This window comes from Streptomyces angustmyceticus (genome assembly GCF_019933235.1).
Lineage (GTDB): Bacteria > Actinomycetota > Actinomycetes > Streptomycetales > Streptomycetaceae > Streptomyces > Streptomyces angustmyceticus.
Genome location: NZ_CP082945.1, coordinates 6,766,668 through 6,791,017 on the forward strand (window position 1 = coordinate 6,766,668; position 24,350 = coordinate 6,791,017).

At 71.6% G+C, this 24,350-nt stretch carries 23 protein-coding genes and 1 pseudogene; 17 read left to right on the forward strand and 7 right to left on the reverse strand.

The features are described 5' to 3' along the window. Nucleotides 1-283 precede the first annotated feature (283 nt). The 5 genes and pseudogenes from K7396_RS30255 (at nucleotide 284) to K7396_RS30275 (ending at nucleotide 4,666) form a co-directional block, all read left to right on the forward strand. Nucleotides 284-1,681: a DUF6421 family protein gene (locus K7396_RS30255; protein ID WP_086716705.1), complete on the forward strand. Its 1,398-nt coding sequence runs from the start codon at nucleotides 284-286 to the stop codon at nucleotides 1,679-1,681. Continuing rightward, nucleotides 1,678-2,502 carry an SDR family NAD(P)-dependent oxidoreductase gene (locus tag K7396_RS30260; protein ID WP_086716704.1) on the forward strand — a complete coding sequence of 275 codons (825 nt, stop codon included), beginning with the start codon at nucleotides 1,678-1,680 and terminating at the stop codon, nucleotides 2,500-2,502. Before K7396_RS30255 ends, K7396_RS30260 begins: the two co-directional genes overlap by 4 nt. After that, nucleotides 2,499-3,569, forward strand: coding sequence for a threonine aldolase family protein (locus K7396_RS30265; RefSeq protein WP_317852138.1), 1,071 nt, complete (start codon nucleotides 2,499-2,501; stop codon nucleotides 3,567-3,569). The genes K7396_RS30260 and K7396_RS30265 overlap by 4 nt, the downstream gene beginning before the upstream one ends. Nucleotides 3,570-3,673: 104 nt before the next feature. Next, nucleotides 3,674-3,928 (forward strand): annotated as a pseudogene (locus K7396_RS30270) (transglutaminase); the annotation flags it as partial. A gap of 12 nt (nucleotides 3,929-3,940) precedes the next feature. Continuing rightward, complete coding sequence (locus tag K7396_RS30275; RefSeq protein WP_086716702.1) at nucleotides 3,941-4,666, forward strand: B3/B4 domain-containing protein; 726 nt, start codon at nucleotides 3,941-3,943, stop codon at nucleotides 4,664-4,666. Between the two features lie 66 nt (nucleotides 4,667-4,732). Here the strand turns inward: K7396_RS30275 and K7396_RS30280 are convergent, their stop codons facing one another. Continuing rightward, entirely contained in the window at nucleotides 4,733-5,446 is a 714-nt protein-coding gene (locus tag K7396_RS30280) for a lysophospholipid acyltransferase family protein (RefSeq protein WP_086716701.1), read from the reverse strand. Between the two features lie 316 nt (nucleotides 5,447-5,762). Here K7396_RS30280 and K7396_RS30285 point away from each other — a divergent pair, with 316 nt between their 5' ends. From K7396_RS30285 to K7396_RS30300, 4 genes are all read left to right on the forward strand, one after another. Next, nucleotides 5,763-6,101 (forward strand): TlpA family protein disulfide reductase, encoded by a 339-nt coding sequence (locus K7396_RS30285; protein WP_373866978.1) that lies wholly within the window; start codon nucleotides 5,763-5,765, stop codon nucleotides 6,099-6,101. A gap of 225 nt (nucleotides 6,102-6,326) precedes the next feature. After that, on the forward strand, nucleotides 6,327-6,833 hold the full coding sequence (locus K7396_RS30290) for a flavin reductase family protein (RefSeq protein ID WP_086716718.1): 507 nt from the start codon (nucleotides 6,327-6,329) through the stop codon (nucleotides 6,831-6,833). Nucleotides 6,834-7,045: 212 nt separating this feature from the next. Next, the gene (locus K7396_RS30295) at nucleotides 7,046-7,831 is read left to right on the forward strand and encodes an electron transfer flavoprotein subunit beta/FixA family protein (protein ID WP_086716699.1); all 786 of its coding nucleotides are present in this window, start codon (nucleotides 7,046-7,048) and stop codon (nucleotides 7,829-7,831) included. A gap of 49 nt (nucleotides 7,832-7,880) precedes the next feature. Continuing rightward, complete coding sequence (locus tag K7396_RS30300; RefSeq protein ID WP_086716698.1) at nucleotides 7,881-8,843, forward strand: electron transfer flavoprotein subunit alpha/FixB family protein; 963 nt, start codon at nucleotides 7,881-7,883, stop codon at nucleotides 8,841-8,843. 105 nt (nucleotides 8,844-8,948) lie between these two features. On the opposite strand, the gene K7396_RS30305 is transcribed toward K7396_RS30300, so the two are convergent. Next, a complete protein-coding gene (locus tag K7396_RS30305) occupies nucleotides 8,949-9,467 on the reverse strand; it encodes a DinB family protein (protein WP_086716697.1) in 519 nt (172 codons plus the stop codon). Nucleotides 9,468-9,661: 194 nt separating this feature from the next. On the opposite strand from K7396_RS30305, the gene K7396_RS30310 reads away from it, so the two are divergent. Next, nucleotides 9,662-10,945: a DUF6986 family protein gene (locus tag K7396_RS30310; protein ID WP_086716696.1), complete on the forward strand. Its 1,284-nt coding sequence runs from the start codon at nucleotides 9,662-9,664 to the stop codon at nucleotides 10,943-10,945. Nucleotides 10,946-11,008: 63 nt separating this feature from the next. On the opposite strand, the gene K7396_RS30315 is transcribed toward K7396_RS30310, so the two are convergent. Continuing rightward, the gene (locus K7396_RS30315; RefSeq protein WP_086716695.1) at nucleotides 11,009-11,635 is read right to left on the reverse strand and encodes a TetR/AcrR family transcriptional regulator; all 627 of its coding nucleotides are present in this window, start codon (nucleotides 11,633-11,635) and stop codon (nucleotides 11,009-11,011) included. A gap of 66 nt (nucleotides 11,636-11,701) precedes the next feature. Here K7396_RS30315 and K7396_RS30320 point away from each other — a divergent pair, with 66 nt between their 5' ends. Beyond that, the gene (locus K7396_RS30320; RefSeq protein WP_152105208.1) at nucleotides 11,702-12,040 is read left to right on the forward strand and encodes a hypothetical protein; all 339 of its coding nucleotides are present in this window, start codon (nucleotides 11,702-11,704) and stop codon (nucleotides 12,038-12,040) included. Further along, on the forward strand, nucleotides 12,037-12,249 hold the full coding sequence (locus tag K7396_RS30325; RefSeq protein ID WP_152105207.1) for a hypothetical protein: 213 nt from the start codon (nucleotides 12,037-12,039) through the stop codon (nucleotides 12,247-12,249). The genes K7396_RS30320 and K7396_RS30325 overlap by 4 nt, the downstream gene beginning before the upstream one ends. A gap of 163 nt (nucleotides 12,250-12,412) precedes the next feature. Here K7396_RS30325 and K7396_RS30330 read toward each other — a convergent pair whose 3' ends face one another. Next, nucleotides 12,413-13,453, reverse strand: coding sequence for a LacI family DNA-binding transcriptional regulator (locus tag K7396_RS30330; RefSeq protein WP_086720362.1), 1,041 nt, complete (start codon nucleotides 13,451-13,453; stop codon nucleotides 12,413-12,415). 141 nt (nucleotides 13,454-13,594) lie between these two features. Here K7396_RS30330 and K7396_RS30335 point away from each other — a divergent pair, with 141 nt between their 5' ends. Then, nucleotides 13,595-14,551, forward strand: coding sequence for an ROK family protein (locus K7396_RS30335; protein ID WP_086720361.1), 957 nt, complete (start codon nucleotides 13,595-13,597; stop codon nucleotides 14,549-14,551). A gap of 139 nt (nucleotides 14,552-14,690) precedes the next feature. On the opposite strand, the gene K7396_RS30340 is transcribed toward K7396_RS30335, so the two are convergent. Continuing rightward, nucleotides 14,691-15,176, reverse strand: a complete 486-nt coding sequence (locus tag K7396_RS30340; RefSeq protein ID WP_086720360.1) for an RICIN domain-containing protein — start codon at nucleotides 15,174-15,176, stop codon at nucleotides 14,691-14,693. Between the two features lie 256 nt (nucleotides 15,177-15,432). Continuing rightward, entirely contained in the window at nucleotides 15,433-17,499 is a 2,067-nt protein-coding gene (locus tag K7396_RS30345) for an NPCBM/NEW2 domain-containing protein (RefSeq protein WP_174887031.1), read from the reverse strand. A 269-nt stretch (nucleotides 17,500-17,768) separates the two neighbouring features. Here K7396_RS30345 and K7396_RS30350 point away from each other — a divergent pair, with 269 nt between their 5' ends. From K7396_RS30350 to K7396_RS30365, 4 genes are all read left to right on the forward strand, one after another. Continuing rightward, nucleotides 17,769-19,025 (forward strand): ABC transporter substrate-binding protein, encoded by a 1,257-nt coding sequence (locus K7396_RS30350; protein ID WP_086720359.1) that lies wholly within the window; start codon nucleotides 17,769-17,771, stop codon nucleotides 19,023-19,025. 41 nt (nucleotides 19,026-19,066) lie between these two features. Further along, nucleotides 19,067-19,978, forward strand: a complete 912-nt coding sequence (locus K7396_RS30355; RefSeq protein ID WP_086720358.1) for a carbohydrate ABC transporter permease — start codon at nucleotides 19,067-19,069, stop codon at nucleotides 19,976-19,978. After that, nucleotides 19,975-20,856 carry a carbohydrate ABC transporter permease gene (locus tag K7396_RS30360; RefSeq protein WP_086720357.1) on the forward strand — a complete coding sequence of 294 codons (882 nt, stop codon included), beginning with the start codon at nucleotides 19,975-19,977 and terminating at the stop codon, nucleotides 20,854-20,856. The genes K7396_RS30355 and K7396_RS30360 overlap by 4 nt, the downstream gene beginning before the upstream one ends. Before the next feature lie 352 nt (nucleotides 20,857-21,208). Continuing rightward, nucleotides 21,209-22,243 carry an NUDIX hydrolase gene (locus K7396_RS30365; protein WP_086720356.1) on the forward strand — a complete coding sequence of 345 codons (1,035 nt, stop codon included), beginning with the start codon at nucleotides 21,209-21,211 and terminating at the stop codon, nucleotides 22,241-22,243. A 638-nt stretch (nucleotides 22,244-22,881) separates the two neighbouring features. On the opposite strand, the gene K7396_RS30370 is transcribed toward K7396_RS30365, so the two are convergent. Next, nucleotides 22,882-24,234, reverse strand: a complete 1,353-nt coding sequence (locus K7396_RS30370; protein ID WP_086719220.1) for a dipeptidase — start codon at nucleotides 24,232-24,234, stop codon at nucleotides 22,882-22,884. Between the last annotated feature and the right edge of the window lie 116 nt (nucleotides 24,235-24,350).

The window sequence follows — 24,350 nt, forward strand, 5'->3', positions numbered from 1 at the left end:
GGTGCCCGGGGCGGGCCCGGCCGCCGCGGGCCGGGCTCCGCGCCTCGTGGTCGCTATGGCATATGCCACACGCTCCGGAGGTTTGCCGCCTCGCGCGGTCCCGGAGAAACCGCCGAAACCCTTGGCATTACTGGCAGGAAGTCCCGCCCCGAGTGCTGACGGCAGGAAAAACAGGCGCGATCGGCCGGGGTCGGCAGAATAATTTTCACCAGCGCCACTTGAGTGGGCGATCCTCGGCTGGTTACCGTGTTCTGACAACACGATCTATCGCCGGAGGGCAGTCATGACGGAAATTCTTTCGCCTGTGGGTGTCCGTGAGGCCACCACGACCGCAGGGAGCGTGGTCGAGCACCCGGCGTGGCCCGTGCTCAAGGAGGCGGTCGAGACCCTCCGCCCCTGGCAGGCCAAGGACGGTTCGATCGACCTGGAGGCGGACGGCGCCCCGCGCGCCGAGGCCGTGCGTACCGAGGTCGACCGCGTCATAGCGGCTCTCGGCGAGCTCGCCCCGCTGCTGCCGCACAACGCCGCCTACCACGAGGCGCTCGCCGCCGACCTGCGTCGCTGGACCGACGACGGCTTCGGCGTGCCGGACTTCCTCGACTCCCTGCTCGCCTTCCAGCCCGCCCGGCAGCGCGCCGACGGCCTCCAGCACCTCGTGCTGTTCCCCATGTACACCCAGAACGGCAACCCGGACCGCAACTTCGAGGCCGTCGTCCTGCGCATGGTCTGGCCGGACTGGCTGGCCGAGCTGGAGCGCACCCGCTACGACAACCCCCTCTTCTGCGGCATCGCCTTCGAGGACTTCACGGCCGGCTACGACACCAACTCCGCCGTGCTCTTCCCGGAGACCATCGCCGTGCGCGAGGCCCCCGAGCGGTTCACCTGGGGCGGGATCTTCTGCGACCGCGAGGCCGCGCGCTTCCGCCGGGTCAGCGAGGCCGCCATCGAGACGCTCGGCGTCGAACTCCCCGAGGACATCCGCGAGATGCTCGGTGACCAGGAGCGCTGCCAGGAGGCGTTCGTCCTGTGGGACATGGTGCACGACCGCACCCACAGCCACGGCGACCTGCCGTTCGACCCGTTCATGATCAAGCAGCGTCAGCCGTTCTGGATGTACGGCCTGGAGGAGCTGCGCTGCGACCTCACCGCCTTCAAGGAGGCCGTGAAGCTGGAGGCCGAGGGGTACACCCAGGCGCGTGATGTGCAGTTCGCCGTGATCTTCGACCGGATGTTCCGCTTCCCGGTCACCGGCGACCGGGTCCGCAACTACGACGGCCTGGGCGGACAGCTGCTCTTCGCGTACCTCCACAAGCACGACGTCGTACGCTGGACGGACAACACACTGCACATCGACTGGGAGCGCGCGCCCAAGGTCACCAACCAGCTGTGCGGCGAGATCGAGAAGCTCTACCGCGACGGCATCGACCGGCCCAAGCTGGTCCACTGGTTCGCCGCGTACGACCTCGTCTCGACCTACCTGGCACCGCACCCGGGCTCGGTCTGGGCCAAGGGCCCCGACGCCCTCGACCTCGACCAGCCGCCGCGCAAGCTCGTGGACGACGTGCTCCCCGACGAATTCCCGCTGAGCATGTTCTACGAAGCGCTCGCCAAGAAGCTGCGCGCCGTGATCGCATCCACCAAGGGCATCACGGCCCACAGCGACACCTTGGCGGCGGCATGACGAACGACCGGAACACCCGGCCGAAGGCCGTCCAGGTGCAGGACGAGGAGGCGACGGAGATGGTTACTTCGACGGGCGGCCAGGGGCCGCTGGAGGGTGCGGTCATCGCGGTGGCGGGCGCGGCCGGGCCGGCCGGCCGCGCGACCCTGCTGCGGCTGGCCGAAGCGGGTGCGGTGGTGGTCGGCTCGGACTCCCACCCCGAGCGGCTGGCGGAGGCCGTGGACGCGGCCCGCTACGCCCACGGCGGCGCCACGGTGATAGGGGACACCGTCGACCTCCTCGACCTCGACCAGACCCGCGAATGGGCGGCTCGTACGGAGAAGGAATTCGGCCGGATCGACGGCCTGGTGCACCTCGTCGGCGGCTGGCGCGGCTCCTCGACCTTCGCGGAGACCGACCTCGCGGACTGGGACATGCTGCACAAGCTGCTGGTCCGCACCGTCCAGCACACCTCGCTCGCCTTCCACGAAGCGCTCGAACGCAGCGGCAACGGCCGTTTCCTCCTCACCAGCGCGGCCGGCGCCAGCAAGCCCACGGGCGGCAACGCCGCCTATGCCGCCTCCAAGGCGGCCGCCGAGGCGTGGACCCTCGCCATGGCGGACGGCTTCCGCAAGTCGGGGGGTGAGCAGGGACCGCGCGCCGCGGCTGCGATCCTGGTCGTGAAGGCGCTCGTCAACGACCAGATGCGCGCCGAGCGACCGAACGCCAAGTTCGCGGGCTTCACGGATGTCACGGAGCTGGCCGAGGCCATCGCCGGGGTCTGGAGCCGGCCCGCCCAGGAAGTGAATGGACAGCGTCTGTGGCTGACCCCCGAGCCGTGAGCGGAGCGAAGACCGACGCACGGCGGCACCACGACCCCGAGATACGCGGCTTCGCCAGCGACAACTACGCCGGCGCGCACCCCGAGGTACTCGCCGCGCTCGCCCTCGCCAACGGCGGCCACCAGGTCGCCTACGGCGAGGACGACTACACCGCACACCTCCAGCGCGTCTTCCGCAGCCACTTCGGGCAGCGCGCCGAGGTGTTCCCGGTGTTCAACGGCACCGGTGCCAATGTCGTCGCCCTGCAGGCCGTCACCGACCGCTGGGGCGCGGTGATCGCCGCGGACTCCGCGCACATCCATGTGGACGAGTGCGGTGCGCCCGAGCGGGTCGGCGGGCTCAAGCTGCTGACCGTGCCCACCGAGGACGGCAAGCTCACCCCCGAGCTGATCGACCGCGAGGCGTACGGCTGGGACGACGAGCACCGCGCGATGCCGCAGGTCGTCTCGATCACCCAGAGCACGGAGCTCGGCACGGTCTACACGCCGGACGAGATCCGGGCGATCTGCGACCACGCGCACGAGCGCGGCATGGTGGTGCACCTCGACGGCTCGCGGATCGCCAACGCCGCGGCGACGCTCGACGTCCCGATGCGGGCCTTCACCAACGCCGTGGGCGTCGACATTCTCTCCTTCGGCGGCACCAAGAACGGTGCGGTCTTCGGCGAGGCCGTGGTGGTGCTCAACCCCGACCGGGTGCGGGCGATGAAGCATCTGCGCAAGCTGTCCATGCAGCTGGCCTCCAAGATGCGCTTCGTCTCCGTCCAGTTGGAGGCGCTGCTCGCCAAGGACCTGTGGCTGCGCAACGCCCGCCACGCCAACACCATGGCGCAGCGGCTGGCGGCCGGGGTCCGGGAGATCGGCGGGGTGGAGATCCTCTACCCCGTGCAGTCCAACGGCGTGTTCGCCCGGCTCCCGCACGACGTCGCCGAGCGGCTGCAGAAGCGCTACCGCTTCTACTTCTGGGACGAGTCGGCGGGGGTGGTGCGCTGGATGTGCGCGTTCGACACCGCCGAGGAGGACGTCGACGGCTTCCTCGCCGCGCTCCGCGAGGAGCTGGGCCGCTAGCCGCCCGGCATGATGCTCTGAATAGCTATGCGCCCGACCGAAAAGTCATCGACTCTCGGCCGGGCGCATCGCTACGTTCCCCGGGTATGGAGCTGATCCAGAACACCGTCCACGGCCTGATCGCCGTCCGGCTGCCGGGCGAGGACCGCTGGGTGCGCCAAGATCCGCGGGGCAACAAGCCGGGCGTCGACGCGCAGTTCCGCCCGGGCCGGGAGCGGCTCGCCTTCCCCGTGCGACCTGAGTGCAACGAAGTGGACTACCCGGTGCTATTTGCTGAACCGCATCCGGACGTGCTCCAATGCCTCCGGGAGGCCACCGACCGGTCTCACCTCTGGCAGACGCTCCCCACCGATCTCTGAGGAACGGCCCCGATGCCCCGCTCTCCGCACGACTCCGGCACGACCTGCCGCCTGCATGTTTCCGACGAGGTGCGCGCCCTGGCGCCCGGCTTCGGCTACCTCGCCGTCGAGGCCCACGGCCTGACCAACGGGCCCAGCGACGAGGCCGGCGCGGCGCTCCTGGACGAGGCCGCCCGCCGCCTCGCCGCGCGCCTGGACGGACGGGCCCCGCAGGACGATCCGCACGTCGCCGCCTGGCGCGCCGCGTACACCGCGTTCGGCAGCAAGCCGTCGCGCACCCGCAACTCCGCCGAGGCGCTGGCCAGGCGGGCGCTCGCGGACGGCGGGCTGCCGCGGATCAACCGCCTCGTCGACATCTACAACGCCGTCAGCGTCGCCTACCTCGTCCCCGTGGGCGGTGAGGACCTCGACCGCATCCAGGGCGGGATGCGGCTGGTGCGGGCCACCGGCGACGAGCCGTTCGTGACCGCGGCCGGCGGCGCCGAGGCCGTCGAGCACCCCGACGCGGGCGAGGTCGTCTGGTGCGACGACGAGGGCGTCACCTGCCGGCGCTGGAACTGGCGGCAGGGCGTCCGCACCCGCCTCACCGAGGACTCGGTCAGCGCCCTCTTCCTGCTGGAGCGGATGGCTCCCATGACGCTCGACGAGCTGGCCGCCGCGGGCGCGGAGCTGGCCCGGGAGCTGCGGGCGGCCTGCCCGGACGCCCGGATCGAGACCGGGGACATCTGGACCCCGTGACCGGACGGGCCGGCCGGCAGCCGGAGGCGCCGCCGCGACGGCGCGGTCCGGCCGGTGGGTCCGCCGTCAGGCGGTGCCGGGCGCCGCGGGGGCCGTGCCGCCGAGGTGGGCCGGCAGCCACCAGGTGTCCTCGGGGCCCTTGGGGCGCGCGGGGTAGGCACGCTGCGCCGCCTCCAGCAGGTCCTGCACCCGGGCCCGCAGCCGGTCGGTGATCTTCTCGGCCTGCTCGGCCGGATCGGCCTCCATCGGCTCGCCCACCCGGATCGTTATCGGCAGGTGGTTGCGGCCCAGATCGCGCTTGTGGCCCTTGGTCCACAGCCGCTGGGTGCCCCACAGCGCCACCGGCAGCAGCGGTACCCCGGCCTCCTGGGCCAGCCGCACCGCACCGGACTTGAAGGTCTTCAGGGTGAAGGACTCGGAGATCGTCGCCTCGGGGAAGACCCCGATGATCTCGCCCGAACGCAGCGCGGTCAGCGCGTGCTTGTACGCGTGCATGCCCTGCGCGCGGTCCACGGGGATGTGCTTCATCGCGCGCATCAGCGGCCCGGACACCTTGTGCCGGAACACCGACTCCTTCGCCATGAAGCGCACCAGCCGCTTGGCGGGACGCGCCGTCAGACCCGCGAAGACGAAGTCCAGGTATCCGATGTGATTGCTCACCAGAACCGCTCCGCCGCTGCGCGGGACGTGGTCCGTCCCGGCGATGTCGAATTTCAGATCGAGCGCCTTGAAGAGTGTGCGGGCGGCGCCGATCACCGGCGGATAGACGAGCTCTGCCATTGTCCGGAGGACCCCTTTTCCACGCCTGGGGAGGGTTCTCCCGGCGGAAACCTACGCAGCCGTAGCTGCGGCTTTCGGGAGATCGTGCCCGATCTCGGCCGTGGCCACCAGCGCGCGGGCCGCCACGGCCGGGAGATTCTTGTCACGTGAAGGCCCGCGCCACCCGCCGCCCGCCGGGACGCAAGGCGCCCGCGGCCCCGGGAATCTTTGCGGCCCCGGGAACGCTGCACCCCTCGATGACCGGACTCATGGTGCCCCGCGCGGCGCTCGCGACGGCGGGCGCTCCCGGGTCGGTGGCACCCACTTCGAAGGGGCGCTGACGGTGCGGGAGCGGAACGACGGGGCGCGGCTGGATGCCGCCGAGATCGGCGCGGAGCTGGGGGCGCGGGCCACCCTGCTGCAGTTCTCCAGCGCCTTCTGCCAGCCCTGCCGGGCCACCCGGCGCACCCTCGCCGAGGTCGCCGGGATGGTCGCGGGGGTGGCCCATGTCGAGATCGACGCGGAGGACCACCTGGCCCTCGTGCGGCGGCTGGAAGTGGAGCGCACCCCCACCGTGCTGGTGCTCGACGCGGACGGCGCGATCGTGCGCCGCGCCGCCGGACAGCCCAGGAAGGCGGATGTCATCGCGGCGCTGGGCGCGGCGGTCCGTGATTGATCTCCCAGATGGCAGGCGCCCCTTGACGCTGTGGGGCACACATCGTCACTCTGACGTGATGCGGCCAGGAACCCTTCTGTACGGACGCGCCCACGTCGACCTTCTGCGGACCGCCAGCGCCCGCTGTCCGGACGCGTGAAGCGCGACGACACCATCGCCGCCGGCGATCACACCACCGCCGGCGGCTCCGCCCGGGCTCGTACACCCCAGCAGAAGGACAACTCCATGACGGCCTCGACCGGCCTCGGCACGCCCCGCACCGCCTCTCCCGAGCTGCTGCGTTCCGTCTTCCGGCAGCACGCCGCCGGCGTCGCGGTGATCACCGCGCACGGCGCCCGCCCCGTCGGCTTCACCGCCACCTCCCTCACCTCCGTCGCCGCCGACCCGCCGCTGCTCTCGTTCGGCATCGGCACCGGCGCCTCCAGCTGGCCCGCCGTCTCCGAGGCCGAGCACATCGGCGTCCACATACTCGGCGAGCACCAGCAGGAGCTGGCCGCCACCTTCGCGCGCAGCGGCGCCGACCGCTTCGGCCCCGCCACCTCCTGGCGCACCGGCCCCGAGGGCGTGCCCCTGCTGGACGGCGTACTGGCCTGGCTGGTGTGCCGGGTCGTGGCGCGGGTGCCGGCCGGCGACCACCGCATCGTGCTCGCCCAGCCCGTCGTCGGCGACCCCGCGGGACCCGGCCGTCCGCTGCTGTACCACCAGGGCCGCTTCAACGCGCTGAGGGACTGACGGGTTCCCGTTCCGCCGCTTCGTCCGCCGGTCGGGTCCGTTGGCAAGGTCACATTTGGACGGCCTTGCTTCGGGGCACGAGAGTCGATGTACTGGCGAGTAATATGACGGTCGGCGTGGGGAACCGCATCCGACCGGGAGCCGCCCCGACAGGCGCCTATGCTGCCAGCACAAGGCAGTTCTGAAGAGACGAAGCAGGTAGGAGAGCCGGCGTGAGCCTGAGGATCGTTGTCTGTGTGAAGTACGTGCCCGACGCCACCGGCGACCGGCACTTCGCCGAGGACCTGACCGTCGACCGTGACGATGTGGACGGTCTGCTCTCGGAGCTCGACGAGTACGCCGTCGAGCAGGCCCTGCAGATCAAGGAAGCCGCCGACGACGCGGAGATCACGGTTCTCACGGTCGGCCCCGAGGACGCCAACGACGCGCTGCGCAAGGCGCTGTCGATGGGCGCCGACAAGGCCGTCCACGTCGAGGACGACGACCTGCACGGCACCGACGCGCTCGGCACCTCGCTCGTGCTCGCCAAGGCCATCGAGAAGACCGGCTACGACCTCGTCGTCTGCGGCATGGCCTCCACCGACGGCACGATGGGTGTGCTGCCCGCGCTGCTCGCCGAGCGTCTGAACGTCCCTCAGGTCACCCAGCTCTCCGAGGTGTCCGTCGACGGCGGCAAGGTCACCGGCCGCCGCGACGGCGACACCGCCACCGAGCAGCTGGAGGCCGCGCTGCCGGCCGTCGTGTCCGTCACCGACCAGTCGGGTGAGGCGCGTTACCCCTCCTTCAAGGGCATCATGGCCGCCAAGAAGAAGCCGGTGGAGTCCCTGGACCTGGAGGACCTGGAGATCGAGGCGGACGAGGTCGGCCTCGAGGGCGCCTGGACCAAGGTCGACGGCGCCGCCGAGCGCCCCGCCCGCACCGCGGGCACGATCGTCAAGGACGAGGGCGAGGGCGGCAAGCAGCTCGCCGAGTTCCTCGCGGGCCAGAAGTTCATCTGAGCCGCAGTCCTTCCCACCGCCCTCATTCTTCCCGCAGGAGAGCAATCCCATGGCTGAAGTCCTTGTCTACGTCGACCACGTGGACGGCGCCGTCCGCAAGCCCACCCTCGAACTGCTGACCCTGGCCCGCCGCATCGGCGAGCCGGTGGCGGTGCACCTCGGTGCGAACGCCGAGGACGCCGCGAAGATCCTCGGTGAGCACGGCGCCGTGAAGGTGCTGGCCGCCGACGCGCCCGAGTTCGCCGAGTACCTCGTCGCCCCCAAGGTCGACGCGCTGCAGGCCGCCTACGACGCGGTCTCGCCGGCCGCCGTCCTGCTGCCGTCCTCCGCCGAGGGCAAGGAGATCGCGGCCCGCCTCGCGCTGCGCATCGGCTCCGGCATCATCACCGACGCCGTCGACGTCGAGGCCGGCGACGAGGGCCCGGTGGCCACGCAGTCCGTCTTCGCGGCCTCGTACACCACCAAGTCCCGCATCACCAAGGGCACCCCGGTCATCACCGTCAAGCCCAACTCGGCCGCCCCGGAGGCCGCCCCGGCCGCCGGCACCGTCGAGCAGCTCGCGGTGACCGTCGCCGACTCCTCCAAGGGCACCAAGATCGTCTCGCGCACGCCGCGCGAGTCGACCGGCCGCCCGGACCTGACCGAGGCCGCGATCGTGGTCTCCGGTGGCCGCGGCGTCAACGGCGCCGAGAACTTCCCGGTCATCGAGGCGCTCGCCGACTCGCTCGGCGCGGCCGTCGGCGCCTCGCGTGCCGCGGTGGACGCCGGCTGGTACCCGCACACCAACCAGGTCGGCCAGACCGGTAAGTCGGTCTCGCCGCAGCTGTACATCGCGGCGGGCATCTCCGGCGCCATCCAGCACCGCGCCGGTATGCAGACCTCGAAGACCATCGTCGCCATCAACAAGGACGAAGAGGCGCCGATCTTCGAGCTGGTCGACTACGGCGTGGTCGGCGACCTCTTCGACGTCGTCCCGGCCCTCACCGACGAGGTCAAGACCCGCAAGGGCTGACCACCGTCCGGCCGGAGCCCGGATCCGACCTCGCACGAGGCCCCGTACGCGTGGTGCGTACGGGGCCTCGTGCCGTCGGCGGCACCCGCGCCGGGTGCCGCGCCGTCAGCTGCCCGTGGCCCCGTCGATCCGCTCGCGCAGCAGGTCCGCGTGGCCGTTGTGCCGGGCGTACTCCTCGATCATGTGGACGTAGATCCAGCGCAGGTTGAGGGTGCGCCCCGGGCGCGGGGTGAAGGTCTCGTCCAGCCCGCGGTCCGCCACCGCCTTGTCGCAGACCTCGATCTCGGCGCGGAACACGGCGAGATCGCGCTCGGCGCCGGCCGGGTCGGCGCCGTGGAAGTCGGCGTCCGGGTCGTCCTCGCTGAAGTACAGGTCGGCGATCCGCTGCCCCAGGAAGCGCGTCCGGAACCAGACGCGTTCGACCTCGGCCATATGGCGCACCAGGCCGAGCAGGGTGAGGGCGGACGGCGGTGCGCTCGCCTCGACGAGCTGATCGGGCGTCAGGCCCGCGCACTTGGCGAGCAGGGTGTCACGGTGGAAGTCGAGCCAGCCCTGCAGCATCTCCCGTTCACCGGCCGTGGTGGGGAGTTCTCTGCGTTCGACGGAGGGTGCGATCCAAGTCATGAGGGGGAGTCTGGCGGTCCCGCGGCGGACCCGCCACGGAGTTTTCCGGGCCCGCCCGTGCGCCATGACCTGCGCCGTTCCGGGGAAGGGTGTTGACCTCGGCAAACCGGCCGGTTAACTTCGCTATACGGATTGTTGATTCCGTTGAGCGGAAAATGCTCGATCGTCGGGCGTGCGCACCGGGAGGGTGTCGAATGGGGCAGCAGGAGAGCGCGGCGACGAGCCTCGCGGACACCGTACGTGAGGGAATCGGAGCCGCTCTCGCCCAGGTGGACGCGGATCTGGCGCGGCGCTACCCGGGCGACCCCGGCACCCGCCAGCCCGTCCACACGGTCTACGTCCCCGGTGACGTCTTCACCGCCGGCACCCTGCGCTCCTGGGGCGACCAGGCGCTCGCCGCCCTCGACGCGCACGCCCCCGACGCCGGCGCGCTCGCCGCCGTCCTCGGCATCCCCGACGCGCTCGCCTCGGACGTCCACGACCGGGTCCGGGCCAAGCTCACCCGCGAGCCCGTCGAGGACCTGCGCATCGACTTCGAGGACGGCTACGGCCCGCGCCCGGACGCCGAGGAGGACGAGGCCGCGGCCCGCGCCGCCGCCCTGGTGGCCGCCGCGTACCGGGAAGGCACCGCCGCCCCGTACATGGGCATCCGGATGAAGTGCATGGAGGCCGCCGTCCGCGACCGCGGCATCCGCACCCTCGACATCTTCCTCACCGGCCTCATGGCGGCCGGCGGCCTGCCCGACGGCCTGGTGCTGACGCTCCCGAAGGTGACCTACGCCGAGCAGGTCACCGCCATGGTCCGGCTGCTGGAGGCCTTCGAGACGGCGCACGGCCTGGCGGCCGGCCGGATCGGTTTCGAGATCCAGATCGAGACCACCCAGTCGATCCTGGGCGCCGACGGCCGCGCCACCGTCGCCCGCATGATCGAGGCCGCCGAGGGCCGCGCCACCTCCCTGCACTACGGCACCTTCGACTACAGCGCCTCCTGCGGCGTCAGCGCCGCCCACCAGTCCCTCGACCACCCGGTGGCCGACCACGCCAAGGCCGTGATGCAGGTGGCCGCCGCCGGCACCGGCGTCCGCCTCTCCGACGGCTCCACCAACGTCCTGCCGGTCGGCCCGACGGAGCAGGTGCACGCCGCCTGGCGCCTCCATCATGGCCTGGTCCGCCGCTCGCTGGCCCGTGCGTACTACCAGGGCTGGGACATGCACCCGGCCCATCTGCCGACCCGTTACGCGGCGGTCTACGCCTTCTACCGCGAGGGCCTGGAGCAGGCCGCGGCCCGGCTCGCGGCGTACGTCGCCAGGTCCGGCGGCGACGTCATGGACGAGCCCGCCACCGCCAAGGCGCTCAGCGGCTACCTGCTGCGCGGCCTGGACTGCGGCGCCGTGGACACCGCCGAGGTCGCCCGGCTGACCGGGCTGACCCGCGCCGACCTGGACGCCCTCGCGGGCCGCCCGGCCGCCACCGCCTGACGGCGCCCCGCCGGCCGGCGCACACCACGAGGCCCCCGCCCTCCCGGCGGGGGCCTCGTGCGTTCAGGCCGCGGCCGGCCCGAGGTCGTCGACGTGGGCGCGCAGGACCGTGGCGCAGGTCGCCGCGTCCAGCACGTCGGGCCGCAGGACGGCGGTGAAGGCCAGGCCGTCCAGGAGGGACGTCAGCCGCTCGGTCTCGGTGTCGAGGGCGAGTCCCGGCCGCAGGCCGCCCGCCGTGTCGAGGCGGGCGAGGATGCGGCGGACGAGGGACCGGGTGCCGGTGGCGGCCTCCCGGGCGAGGTCGTCGAGGGCGGGATGGGTCCGGGCGGCGGTGGAGAAGTCGACGAGGACGGTGACCTCGGCGCGCCGGCTGTCGTCCAGCGGCAGCAGTTCGGACAGCAGCTCCACCGCGCAGTCGCGGATCCGCTCCGGGGGCAGCCCGCTCAGATCCCCCAACGCGTCGACGCGGCGCTGGAGCCGGGCGCCGACCCGGTCGAGCATCGACCGCATCGCGAAGCACATCAGCTCCTCCTGGCCGGCGAAGTAGTGCCGCACCGAACCGATGTTGAGCCGCGCCTCGTCGGCGACGGTGCGCAGCGAGGCGCGTTGGATGCCGTCGCGTACGACGACGCGGAAGAGGGCGTCCACGACGTCGCGGCGCCGGGCTTCTCGGTCCACCTGCTTGGGCATGGACCCTTTGTATCACGGCTGTGATAAATTGTTTTCTATCACGCCTGTGATACAAAGAATGGAGGGATGGCCGTGGAGCGGGTTCTGAACCTTCTTCTCATCCGATTCGGCCTGATCGTGGGCGGCCTGGTGGTGCTGGCCCTGCTGGTCTTCGCCGTGGCGCTGGCCCTGAAACGCCGCGGGAAACTCGGCGCCGCGCGGCGGTACGCGGCGCCCGCCGCACACGCCGTCGGCCGCTACCTGGACGACCGGGGCGCCGCGCGGGGCCGGGGCGGGATGTCCCGCGGCGGCGGGTCGGTGGCCGGCGCGGTGGTGCGGGCGGCGGCCCGGCGCCTGGACGACGGCGGGTACGGGCAGCGGCGGCGCGAAGGGGAGCGGGAGCCGGGGCGGGGTGAGGGGCGATGAGCGGCGCCGGCGGGGTGGCCGGTGACGGCCTCGCGCCCCTCGCGCTCACCGGGGGCGACGAAGGCGGCGACCTCGTCGCTCACGTGGTGGCCGACGCCGCCCTCAAGGGCGTCATCGTGCTCGTCGCGCTGATCGTGCTCGGGCTGGGGATGGTGCTGATCTGGAAGCGGGTGGGCCGGGGCGGTGATCGGCGTCGCGGTGAGCGGTGAGCGGTGAGCGGTGGCCCGGGGCGACGTGGGGCGCCCCGGAGTCGCCCCGGACCGCTCAACTCGCCATCGCCCGGGGCCGGCCCGCCGGCCCGCCCGGGAACTGCCCCGGACTCGCACTGTCATGGCGCGGCGCGGGGCGTCCGGCCCGTAGGCGCCCGGAAGTTCAGCTCTCCGCAGGCGGGATCTCGCCCGAGCCGCGGGCGATCAGGCGGGTGGGGATCTCGCGGCGCTGCGGCGGGTCCTCGACACCCTCCAGGCGGCGGAAGAGCAGCCCGGCGGCCGTCCGGCCCATGCCTGCCGGGTCCTGGGCGACGACCGTGATCGCGGGACGGACGAGATCGGCGAGTTCGAAGTCGTCGAAGCCCACCAGCGCGACGGGGCGCGGGCGTTCGCCCAGGACGCGCACGGCGGTGACGGTGACCCGGTTGTTGCCCGCGAAGAGGGCGGTGACCGGCTCCGGGGCGTCCAGCATGCCGGTGGCGGCGGCGCGTACCCGGTCGGGTGCGGTGGAGCCCAGCGACAGCCAGGACTCGTCGACGGGCAGGCCCGCTTCGGCCATGGCCGCGCGGTAGCCGCGCAGCCGTTCGCGGGCGGTGTGGATCCGCGGCTGGTCGCCGATGAAGCCGATCCGGCGGTGGCCGTGCGCGATGAGGTGGGCCACCGCGTCCCGGGCCCCGCCGAAGTTGTCGGAGACCACGACGTCCGCGTCGATCCCGCCGGGCGGGCGGTCCACGAACACGGTCGCTATCCCGGCCGAGATCTCCGGCTCCAGGTAGCGGTGGTCGTCGGCGGCCGGGATGATGACCAGCCCGTCCACCCGCCGTGCGCACAGCGCCAGCACCAACTCCTGCTCGCGGGACGGGTCCTCGGCGCTGGAGCCGTTGATCAGCAGCGCGCCGTGGCCGCGGGCGACCTCCTCGACGGCGCGGTTGAGCGGGCCGTAGAACGGGTCCGCGAGGTCCTCCAGGACCAGGCCGATGCTGGCCGTGCGCCCCTTGCGCAGGATCCGGGCCGAGTCGTTCCGGCGGAACCCCAGGGCGGTGATGGATTCCTGTACCCGTCGCTCGGTGTCCGGCGTGACGCCCGGTTCGCCGTTGACCACACGGGAGACCGTCTTGAGGCCGACCCCGGCGCGCGCCGCGACATCCTTCATCGTGGGCCGGGTGCCATAGCGGCGGGAGGTGCCCCGCGCGGTGTCGGTCACGGTGTGCGGTCCTGATTCTGTCGGCGTCGGCTGTGGCGTCGAGCATAGCCTCTAGACAACGTTGTCAATCAGGGGAAGACTGGCGTTCTCACGCCGGGCCGGTACGCTCGGCCCCCGGGCCCACCAGGAGATTCCACACCGATGCAGACCGATCTCAGCGCAGCGTTGGACATTGGCGGCACCAAGATCGCCGGTGCTCTGGTGGACGCCCGCGGCAGACTGGTCGAACGGGCCGCCCGCCCCACCCCCGCCGACAAGGACGGGGCGACGGTGATGCGTGCGGTGGCCGAGGTGGTCGCCGAGCTGGCGGCGGGGCCCGGCTGGGCGCGGGTGACGGCCGTCGGCATCGGCAGCGCGGGCCCGGTCGACGCCTCCTCCGGCACCGTCAGCCCCGTCAACATCCCCGGCTGGCGCGACTTCCCGCTCGTCGCCGGAGTACGGGCGCTCGTCGGGGAGCGCCCGGTCGTGCTGGTCGGCGACGGCGTCGCGATGACCGCGGCCGAACACTGGCAGGGCGCCGCGCGCGGCCACGCCAACGCGCTGTGCATGGTGGTCTCCACGGGCGTCGGCGGCGGCCTCGTCCTCAACGGCCGGCTCCACACGGGCCCCACGGGCAACGCCGGGCACATCGGGCACATCAGCGTCGAGGTCGACGGCGATGCCTGCCCGTGCGGGTCCCGCGGCTGTGTCGAGCGGATCGCCAGCGGCCCCAACATCGCCCGCCGGGCACTGGCCAACGGCTGGCGGCCCGGCCCGGACGGCGACACCAGCGCGGCCGCCGTCGCCGCCGCCGCGCACGCCGGCGACCCGGTCGCCGTCCGCTCCTTCGAACGGGCCGCCCGCGCGCTGGCCGCCGGCATCGCCGCGACCGCCACGCTCGTGGAGATCGACATAGCGGTGATCGGCGGGGGAGTGGCGGGCGCGGGCGAGGTCCTCTTCGCCCCCTTGCGGGCCGCCCTGCGGGACTACGCGACGCTGTCGTTCGTGCGGGACCTGACGGTCGTCCCGGCCCAGATGGGAACGGACGCCGGGGTGGTGGGCGCCGCCGCAGCCGCCGGGCAACGGCCCCGCCCCGACGCCTGCGTCCCCGCGCCCTGACGCTTCCGGGGGCTCGGACCGGCCGGCGAACAGGCAGCCGCTGCCGAGCGACGGAGTGGGGCGCATACCGTACCCGCGCGGCCCTTCTCACCTCACGGGCCGCCTCCACCCCGCGCCGTCGCTCCCCGGGCCGCTCCCGCTAGTGCCACCTCTCGTAGGCGGCGGAGGAGTCGCAGGCCGTTGTCCGCGGCTGGGTGCCGTTGGCCACGCTGCTGGTCGTCATGCACTGTCCGTTGGACACGTTCTGCCACACCTTGAACAGGCCCCGGGGCTCCTCGTAGAAGACGCGCCACTTCTGGGTGTCGGGGAGGAGGCTGCACTCGTCCATCCAGAGACCCGGGTGTGCGGCGGTCGGCCCGGTGATGCACCGTCCCGTGTTCTGATTGACGAAGCGGTACATGCTGCCCGGGAGGAACTCCGCGAGCCACTTCTGTTCCGGCCCACCGGTGCAGTTCCACATCTGGAGCTTCGCGGCGTTCTCGGTGGCGTTGTCGAGGCAGTGGCTCGAATTCCAGATGCTCATCGTGTTGAACCCCGCGGCCTGCGCCGGCGCGCCGGACAGAGCGATGACCGGCATCGTCAGCGCGGCGGTGACGAGCGCGAGCAGAGCGCGTCGTTTCGACATGGGGCAACTCCACTTTTCACGTGAGGATTCATGGGGTCGTACGCGCCGCGGTCGGCGGCCGTACTCCGCCACCCGGCCCGGCAGAGCAGGCAGCAGAGTAGACCTCGCGCCGGTGTATGGGCATGGACGCGTACAAAAGAGGCCGGAAGTTGCCGTATCGCGGGAAACCTGTCGTGCGCCGGGTACTCCGGACGGGCCGAGTGGTCCGCGCCCGCCCGAAGTCGTCAACTCACTTACTGCTAGCCGCAGTTGGGAATCAGCAGGTGAACTTCGCGTCCGCCCAGTCGGCGTGGTCGTAGTCGATGCCGTCCCCGCCGTCGGTCACGACGAGCCGGACGGACCGGGCTCCGGCGAGCGGGGCGCTGACGGCCTTCGCGGCGTCGGCGCCGGTCATCGTGGGGCTCGTGGCGACCTTCTTGCCGTCGGCCCACACCTGGAAGCCCACCGAACCCCGGTCACCGGCCTCGTCGTCGATGCCGACCTGCGCCGTGAAGGCGGAGCACCGCCCGCCGGTGTAGAACTCCACCTCGCTGGGGGCGTGCGCCCCGAGGCCCTTGGCGTAGCCGGTGCCGCCGATGCTGAGCGGCCTGCCGTCCCCGGCGTCGCGCTCGCCGACGCTGGTGTTCTTCTCGACCGGGCCCCAGCCGTTGCCGGCGGTGAGCCAGGGGAGGGCGGCGGCGTCGGTGGTTCCGGACGGTGGCGGCACCACGACATGGGCGGTGCCGGGCAGCGTGTCGGTGATCCGTGCGCCGCGGGGCGAGCGGTAGTCGGCGGTGAGCGGCAGATCGTAGGCGCCCGGCGTGGTGCCGGCCGGTGCGGTGATCTGCCAGCCGGTGCCGAGCGTCCGGCCGCCGGGCAGGGCGCGGGCCGTCGCGGGGGAGGTGGCACGGACCCGCCAGCCCTGCGGGGCCTTCAGCGTGACGGTGAGGTTGCGCGCGGGGGTGCCGCCGAGGTTGCGGACGGTGGAGCGGAGGGCGGCGGGGGTGCCGGCCTCGGCCAGCGGCGTACCGTCGGTGCCGGTCTCCACGGCCGGTGGGTAGCCGGCCCAGCGCTTGTCGGCGGAGACCCGGTAGACGGTGGTGCCGTGTGCCGGGACGGTCGCCGAGACGGTGCCCGTGGTGTGGGTGTCCTGGTGCCGCCACAGGTCGCGCAGCCGGTAGCCGTCGGCCCGCGGGAGGCCCAGTTCCGCGGCGGTGGTGGTGATCCGCTGCGGCCGCCCGGTCTCGTTGAACAGCGCCACCGCCCGGTCGCCGTCGGCCAGTTGCCGCACCAGCGTCCAGCGGCCGGATGCGGACTTCAGCACCGTGGCCTGCTTGCCCAGGCGGTCCTGGTCGACGGCGATGAGGTCCTTGTTGGCCAGGATCTCGAACGTCTCCGGGCCGGCCTTGCGCAGGTCGGAGCCGATCAGCAGCGGGGCGGCCATCATCGACCACAGGGAGAAGTGGCTGCGGTACTCGGTGTCGGTCATGCCGCCGTTGCCGACCTCCAGCATGTCCGGGTCGTTCCAGTGGCCGGGGCCGGCGTGCGGGGCCAGCGGCAGGTTCTGCTTGGCGATGTCGAGCATGCTCGACCACGAGTCACTGATGTCGCCGGTGGTGCGCCACAGGTGCCCTACGTCCGACGCCCACTCCCAGGGCTTGTTCTCGCCCCATTCGCAGATGCTGTAGACGATGGGCCGTCCGGTGGCCCGGAGCGCGTCCCGCATCGTGCGGTACCGCTGCTTGGCGTCCACACCGAGGTTATTGCAGTTGTCGTACTTGAGGTAGTCCACGCCCCAGTCGGCGAACTGCTGCGCGTCGGACTTCTCATGGCCCAGACCGCCGGGGAATCCGGCCGTATTGCAGGTTTTGATTCCGGCGCTCGTGTAGATGCCGAATTTCAGACCCTTGGAGTGGACGTAATCGGCCACCGCCTTGATGCCGTGGGGGAAGCGCCGCGGATCCGGTACGAGCTTGCCGTTCCCGTCGCGGGTGGGCAGTGCCCAGCAGTCGTCGAGATTGACGTACTGATAGCCGGCGTCCTTGAGGCCCTTGGCGACGAAGATATCGGCGATGCCCTTGACCATCTCCTCGTTGAACTCGGCCCGGCAGTTGGTGGAGTTCCAGTTGTTGAAGCCCATCGGGGGCGTCGCGGCCAGCCCGCCGGGAAGCCGGGGAGCGGGCGCGGTGCGCGCGGTGCGGTCGGGGGCGGCGCCCGGGGAGTCGGGGGTACGGGCCGCGGCGGGCAGGGCGGTCACCCCTGCCGTACACAGCAGCGCGGCGGACAGCGCTCCGACGATTCTTCGGTGGCTTCGCCGGTGGGTGGTGCGGATATGAACGCGCATGGTTCGCGTCCTCCGTCTTCGCGAGAGGTGTCGTGGGGTCGTGTACCGGTCGCGTGCGAGTGTTTACGGTAGGGCTTGTTGGAGTCTGTTGGAAGAGGAGCGGTATCGGTTCCTGCTGCGCCTGCCAAACTCCTTGACTGGCGCGGGCGTTCGGAGTGAGATCCCACCACTCGCGTTCGTTTCTGTTTGGTTCCACCCCTGAGGAGGGGGACATGGTCCAGTCAACGCTCAGCGGTCCGGATCCGTACGGGGAAGCGGCGGGACGTCGGATGTCCCGCCGGGCGCTGCTGCGGAGCGCGGCGCTGGGCGCGGGGGCCGTGGCCCTCCCGTCGCTGCTCGCCGCCTGCTACAGCGGCCCGGACGGCATCACCATGGGGTCGAACGCCTCGGACGCGGTCCCGAAGAAGGCGTTCGCCGCGGCCTTCGCGGCGTATGAGAAGAAGTCCAAGAAGACGGTGCGGGTCGACACCGTCAACCACGAGAACTTCCAGGAGAACATCAACCGCTATCTCCAGGGCGCCCCGGACGATGTCTTCATGTGGTTCGCCGGAAACCGCATGCAGTACTTCGCGCAGAAGGGCCTGCTCTGTGACATCAGCGATCTGTGGCGGGACTTCGGCGGGTTCTCGGAAGCGCTGAAGAAACAGTCGACGGGGCTGGACGGCAAGCAGTACCTGGTGCCGTACTACTACTATCCGTGGGCCGTGTTCCACCGGAAGAGCGTGTTCCGGGAGAAGGGGTACGAGATTCCCCGGACCTTCGACCAGTACCGGGCGCTCGCCCGGCAGATGCAGAAGGACGGGCTGGTGCCGTTCGCCTTCGGCGACAAGGACGGCTGGCCGGCGATGGGCACCTTCGACTACCTCAATATGCGCGCCAACGGCTACGACTTCCATATCGCGCTGATGCGCGGCCAGCGGGCCTGGAACAGCCCGCAGGTCAAGCAGGTCTTCGACCTGTGGCGCGGGCTGCTGCCCTATCACCAAAAGGGCGCCAACGGCCGTACCTGGCAGGAGGCCGCACAGGCCCTCGCACAGAAGAAAGCCGGGATGACCGTGCTCGGACTGCCGCACCCCGGCCAGCAGTTCAGCGCCGCCGACCGGGCGGACCTGGATTTCTTCCCCTTCCCGGAAATCGATCCGGCCTACGGTCAGGACGCGGTCGAGGCCCCGATCGACGGATTTCTGATGTCGAAGAAGGCCAAGGACAAGGCGGGGGCCAAGGACCTGCTGCGGTTCCTCGCCACGCCCAGGGCGGAGGACATCTATCTCGCGTCCGACCCCAACAACGTCGCGGTCCACAGCGGCGCGGACACCGCCGCCTACACCCCGCTGCAGAAAAAGGCCGTCCAACTCGTCTCGGAGGCCCGGCAGATATCGCAGTTCATGGACCGCGACACCCGCCCCGATTTCGCCTCGACCGTGATGATCCAGGCGATCCAGCAGTTCCTCAGCAGCCCGGACGACATCGACGGCCTGGTCAACGACATCGAACGCCAGAAGAAGCAGATCTTCTCCGCCGAATGACGTCGCCGGAAGGCCGCTCGGGAAGACGGGAGCGAACCGCCGTGCCGAACCCCCTCGCACGGCGCGCCGGAAGACCGGGACCACGGCGCCACACCCGCCGTGACCTCCTCGTCCTCGGCGTGCTGCTGGGCCTGCCCATCCTGCTCGACCTCGCCCTGATCTGGGGCCCGACCCTGGCCTCCGTCGGGCTGTCCTTCACCACCTGGGACGGCATCGGCGACATCCGGTGGGCGGGCCTGAAGAACTACGACGCCCTGTTCACCAGCTACCCCCAGTTCTGGCCGGCGGTCCGCCACAACCTGCTGTGGCTGCTCTTCCTCGGGCTCCTCGCCGCCCCCTTCGGCCTGCTGCTCGCCGTCCTCATCGACCGCGGTGTCCGCTTCAGCCGCTTCTACCAGTCGACGCTCTACCTGCCGGTGGTGCTCTCGCTCGCCGTCGTCGGCTTCATCGCCCAGCTGATCCTCTCCCGGGACCAGGGCGCGCTGAACGCCGTCCTCGGCGGCGGACATCCCACCGACTGGCTGGGAGATCCCGGACTCAACATCTGGATGGTGCTGCTGGCCGCCTGCTGGCGGCACACCGGCTATGTCATGATCCTCTATCTCGCCGGACTGAAATCCGTCGATCCCGGCCTGAAAGAGGCCGCCGCCCTCGACGGCGCCACGGAACGGCAGACCTTCTTCCGGGTCGTGCTGCCCACCCTGCGCCCGGTGAACGTCGTCGTCGGCGTCATCACCGTCATCGAATCGCTGCGCGCCTTCGACATCGTCTACGCCGTCAACAAGGGCCGCAACGGCCTGGAACTGCTGTCCGTACTGGTCACCGACAACATCATCGGGGAGGCCGGCCGGATCGGCTTCGGCTCGGCCATCGCCGTCGTCCTGCTGCTGGTCTCACTCGGATGCATCGTGACCTATCTCGTCCAGGAACTCCGCGGGGAGGAAAGGCGATGACCGCACCCGCCACCACCGCGCCGCCCCGCCGCCGCGGCCGGCTCGGCGTCCACCTCTTCCTCTCCGCGGTCTCGCTCGCCTTCCTCGCCCCGCTGCTGCTGGCGGTCTACGCCTCGCTGCGCCCCTACGAGGAAACCGCGGCCCACGGCTATTTCTCCCTCCCGCGCCACCTCTCTTTCGCCTACTACCGGCAGGCCCTCACCGAATCCGGAATGGGCCGGTACTTTCTCAACTCGCTGCTCATCGCCGTCCCCGGAGTCCTGATCACTCTTTTCCTGGCCTCGTTCGTGGCCTTCGCGGTCTCCCGGCTGCGGATACGCGGCGGCCTCGCCCTGCTGATGGTGTTCACCGCGGGAAACCTGCTGCCCCAGCAGGTGATCGTCACCCCGCTCTACGTCCTGTTCAACATGGTTCCGCTGCCGTACTGGATGTCCGACTCCCGCACGATGTACGACTCCTACTGGGCCGTCATCGCCGTGCAGATCGCCTTCCAACTCGGTTTCTGCGTCTTCGTCCTGGCCAATTTCATGCGGACCCTGCCGCGGGAAATCCTGGAGGCCGCGATCGTCGACGGCGCCGGCGTCTGGACGCAGTACCGGCGGGTCACCCTTCCGCTGTGCCGGCCCGCGCTCGCCGCCCTGGGCACCCTGCAATTCACCTGGATGTACAACGACTTCCTGTGGGGCCTGGTCTTCCTCTCCGACGGCGACAAACTCCCCGTCACCTCGGTCCTCAACAATCTGCGCGGGCAGTTCTTCACCGACTACAACCTGCTCGCCGCGGGCTCCGTGCTCGTCGCGCTGCCCACGATGGTGGTCTTCCTGCTCCTCCAGCGGCATTTCCTCGCCGGACTGACCCTCGGCGCGAGCAAGGGATAGCCGATCGCGCCGCGCGGAACAAGAGGGCGGCCGCACCATGGGCCGCCGTCATATGCGGAGTCTCCCGGGCCGTCGCGGCCCGGGAACTCGGTATGCGTATGAGGGTTTCGGTACAGGAGGGGCGGGGGAGCGCTTGTTTGCCGGGGGCGTCGCGGCGGTGGGGACAGTGACCGGCACCCACCGCGCGAGGCATTTCGCGACCGGCGTGTCCCCGGGGACGGGAAGCCTCCCCGGCCGCGCCGATGGTCGAATGCGCAGGCGTTCCCGGTCGTGCGCGCGGCCCGTGACCCCGAGCGTTTCCGTGGCAGGGTGTGGCGGGCAACTCACCTGGGTCTAGGGAAGAGGGGAAACCGTGATCGTCTGGCTGAACGGCACGTTCGGTGCGGGCAAGACCACTACGGCTCATGAATTGCTCGACCTGCTTCCCGGAAGCACGCTCTACGACCCCGAACTCCTCGGCAGCGGACTGCGGTTGATGCTGCCGGCCAAGCGGTTCGAGGAGGTCGGCAATTTCCAGGACCTGCCGTCCTGGCGGCGGATGGTCGTGGACACCGCCGCGGCCCTGCTCACCGAGGTGCCGGGACCGCTGGTGACCCCGATGACGCTGCTGCGCCAGGAGTACCGCGACGAGATCTTCGGCGCCCTCGCCGCCCGCCGGATCCCCGTACGGCATGTCCTGCTGCACGCGGAGGAAACGATCCTGCGGGCCCGGATAGCGGAACGCCAGGACCCTTCGGCGGATGCCGAGGCCACCGCGTCCCTGCGCCGGTGGAGCCTGGAACACCTGGGCCCGTACGCCGACGCCCTGCCCTGGCTCCAGGGCGACGCCCACGTCGTCGACACCACCCGGCTCACGCCCCGCCAGACCGCCGAACGTGTCGCCGAGGCCGTCCGCACCGGCGCCGGCGCCTGCGACATCGTGCAGACCCCCGAACCGACCGCCGAGACGCTCGCGGCCGGCGTCCTGCTCTTCGACGACCAGGACCGGGTACTGCTCGTCGACCCGACCTACAAGGCCGGCTGGGAGTTCCCCGGCGGCATCGTCGAACGCGGCGAGGCCCCCGCCCACGCCGGCGTACGCGAAGTCGCCGAGGAACTCGGCATCGAACTGCCCCGCGCGCCCCGCCTGCTGGTCCTCGACTGGGAAGCCCCCAACCCACCCGGCTACGGCGGCCTGCGCCTCCTCTACGACGGCGGCACCCTGACCGACGACCGCATCAGCAAACTCCTCCTCCCCGGCGCCGAACTCCGCGAGTGGCGCTTCGCCACGGAGTCCGAGGCGGAGAAGATGCTGCCCCCCGTACGGTGGAACCGCCTCCACTGGGCCCTGCGGGCGCGGGAGCGGGGTTGTCCGCTCCACCTTGAGGCGGGGGTTCCCGTGGGGTAGCCGAACGTTCCGCTGCGCTTGGCTTTTTTCCCACGTTTTTGGCTTTTCCGCCGTGGGGGTTGGTCGCCGTGTTTCGCCCCGCTGCGCGGGTGCGCCCTCCGTGGCGCCTGCGGCGGGCGGTGCCGCTGCGCGGGGCTGTTGGGGTGCGGTGACGGGCCTGCGCGGGTGGGGTGCCGGACTGCTTCGCTTTACGTCCGGCACCCCACCCGCTCCGGCCCGTCCCCTCCCGTTGAGGGGAGGGAAAGAAGGCCGGTGGGGGTGGATCTGGGTGGTCCGGTGCGCGTTGTGGACGACGTAGGGAAACGGCCGTGGGCATCGGGAATGGCTGCGGCGCGGGGAATCGGCTGTGATCGACGCCCGCCCCCCCTCACGATCACTTCACTCACTCACGGGAGGGGACGGGCCGGAGGGGCCTGGTGTGTGGACGTAAAGCGAAGCAGTCCACACACCAGGCCCCGGAGGTCCGTCACCGCACCCACAGCCCCGCGCAGCGGACCCGGCCCGCCGCAGGCGAACAAAGAGAAACCCCCACGGCGGGACAGCCGAAAACGGGGCGAGGCAAAGCGCAGCGAACCGGCCCGCCGCCAGGCGCAACGGCGAGAAACCCCTGCGGAGGGAGAGCCGAAAACGCGACGGAACTACTTCGCGAACCGACGGAGGAACAACGCCTCCGCGAGAGACAGTCGCTCCAGCTCCCGCGGGGACACGCTCTCGTTGACGGCGTGGATCTGCGCCTCCGGCTCGCTCAAACCGATGAGCAGGATCTCGGCGTCGGGATAGAGCGAAGCCAACGTGTTGCAGAGGGGGATGGAGCCGCCCATGCCGGAGGTCTGCATCTCCTCGCCGTCGTAGGCCTCGCGCAGGGCCTCGGCCATGGAGGTGTACGCGGGGCTGCCGGTGTCGGCGCGGAACGGCTGGCCCTGGCCGATCTGCTCGACGGTGACCCGCGCGCCCCAGGGGGCGGCGCTCTCCAGGTGGGCGGTCAGCAGCTTCGTGGCCTCGGCGGCGTCCGTGCCCGGGGGCACCCGCAGGCTCACCAGGGCGCGGGCGCCGGCCTGTACGGAGGGGGTGGCGCCGACGACCGGCGGGCAGTCGATGCCGAGTACCGTGGCGGCCGGACGCGCCCAGATCCGGTCCGCGACCGAGCCGCTGCCGACCAGGCCGACGCCGTCGAGGACCTTGGCGTCCTTGCGGAAGTCCTCCTCGGCGTACTGCAGGCCCTCCCAGGAGGCGTCCGCGGCCAGTCCGTTGACGGTGGTCGAGCCGTCCTCGGCGCGCAGCGAGTCCAGGATGCGGATCAGCGCCGCCAGCGCGTCGGGGGCCGCGCCGCCGAACTGGCCGGAGTGCAGGTTGCCCTCCAGGGTGTCGACCTGGACCCGGACGAGCGTCATCCCGCGCAGCGTCGCGGTCACGGTCGGCAGCCCGACCCGGAAGTTTCCGGTGTCGCCGATGACGATGGCGTCCGCGGCCAGCAGCTCGGGGTGGGCCTCGGCGTAGCGCTCCAGGCCGCCGGTGCCCTGCTCCTCCGAACCCTCCACGATCACCTTGACGTTGACCGGGACCCCGCCGTGCTCCTTGAGCGCGCGCAGCGCCGTCAGATGCATGATCAGGCCGCCCTTGCAGTCGGCCGCGCCGCGCCCGTACCAGCGGCCGTCGCGCTCGGTGAGTTCGAAGGGCGGGGAGAGCCAGGCGGACTCGTCCAGCGGCGGCTGCACGTCGTAGTGGGCGTACAGCAGCACCGTGGGGGCGCCGGCCGGGCCGGGCAGGAAGCCGTACACGGACTGGGTGCCGTCGGGGGTGTCCAGCAGCGCCACGTCCTGGAAGCCGTCCGCCCGCAGTGCCTCGACGATCCAGCCCGCGGCGGCCTCGCACTCGCTCCGGGGGAACTGGTCGGGGTCCGCGACCGACTTGAAGGCCACCAGTTCGGCCAGCTCGGCCCTGGCGCGGGGCTGCAACGCGGCGACGGTACGTGCGAGCGGGCTGTCAGACATGGAACGCTCCTTGTGGGCGCGACGTTGTGCGTACGGGCCGTCCGGCCTCGTGAGCCGGACGGGCCGGACGTACGGGCATCAGTGCCCCCGATCTTCCCACAGGCCCCTTGCGCAAC

What these genes read in the sequence shown, in the direction of transcription:
- K7396_RS30255 (WP_086716705.1), top strand. Translation starts at nt 284, where the DNA reads ATGACGGAAATTCTTTCGCCTGTGGGTGTCCGTGAGGCCACCACGACC.
- K7396_RS30360 (WP_086720357.1), top strand. Translation starts at nt 19,975, where the DNA reads ATGACCGCACCCGCCACCACCGCGCCGCCCCGCCGCCGCGGCCGGCTC.
- K7396_RS30305 (WP_086716697.1), bottom strand. Translation starts at nt 9,467, where the DNA reads ATGACTTGGATCGCACCCTCCGTCGAACGCAGAGAACTCCCCACCACG.
- K7396_RS30345 (WP_174887031.1), bottom strand. Translation starts at nt 17,499, where the DNA reads ATGCGCGTTCATATCCGCACCACCCACCGGCGAAGCCACCGAAGAATC.
- K7396_RS30290 (WP_086716718.1), top strand. Translation starts at nt 6,327, where the DNA reads ATGACGGCCTCGACCGGCCTCGGCACGCCCCGCACCGCCTCTCCCGAG.
- K7396_RS30325 (WP_152105207.1), top strand. Translation starts at nt 12,037, where the DNA reads ATGAGCGGCGCCGGCGGGGTGGCCGGTGACGGCCTCGCGCCCCTCGCG.
- K7396_RS30310 (WP_086716696.1), top strand. Translation starts at nt 9,662, where the DNA reads ATGGGGCAGCAGGAGAGCGCGGCGACGAGCCTCGCGGACACCGTACGT.
- K7396_RS30300 (WP_086716698.1), top strand. Translation starts at nt 7,881, where the DNA reads ATGGCTGAAGTCCTTGTCTACGTCGACCACGTGGACGGCGCCGTCCGC.
- K7396_RS30320 (WP_152105208.1), top strand. Translation starts at nt 11,702, where the DNA reads ATGGCCGTGGAGCGGGTTCTGAACCTTCTTCTCATCCGATTCGGCCTG.
- K7396_RS30335 (WP_086720361.1), top strand. Translation starts at nt 13,595, where the DNA reads ATGCAGACCGATCTCAGCGCAGCGTTGGACATTGGCGGCACCAAGATC.
- K7396_RS30275 (WP_086716702.1), top strand. Translation starts at nt 3,941, where the DNA reads ATGCCCCGCTCTCCGCACGACTCCGGCACGACCTGCCGCCTGCATGTT.
- K7396_RS30260 (WP_086716704.1), top strand. Translation starts at nt 1,678, where the DNA reads ATGACGAACGACCGGAACACCCGGCCGAAGGCCGTCCAGGTGCAGGAC.
- K7396_RS30340 (WP_086720360.1), bottom strand. Translation starts at nt 15,176, where the DNA reads ATGTCGAAACGACGCGCTCTGCTCGCGCTCGTCACCGCCGCGCTGACG.
- K7396_RS30350 (WP_086720359.1), top strand. Translation starts at nt 17,769, where the DNA reads ATGTCCCGCCGGGCGCTGCTGCGGAGCGCGGCGCTGGGCGCGGGGGCC.
- K7396_RS30370 (WP_086719220.1), bottom strand. Translation starts at nt 24,234, where the DNA reads ATGTCTGACAGCCCGCTCGCACGTACCGTCGCCGCGTTGCAGCCCCGC.
- K7396_RS30280 (WP_086716701.1), bottom strand. Translation starts at nt 5,446, where the DNA reads ATGGCAGAGCTCGTCTATCCGCCGGTGATCGGCGCCGCCCGCACACTC.
- K7396_RS30315 (WP_086716695.1), bottom strand. Translation starts at nt 11,635, where the DNA reads ATGCCCAAGCAGGTGGACCGAGAAGCCCGGCGCCGCGACGTCGTGGAC.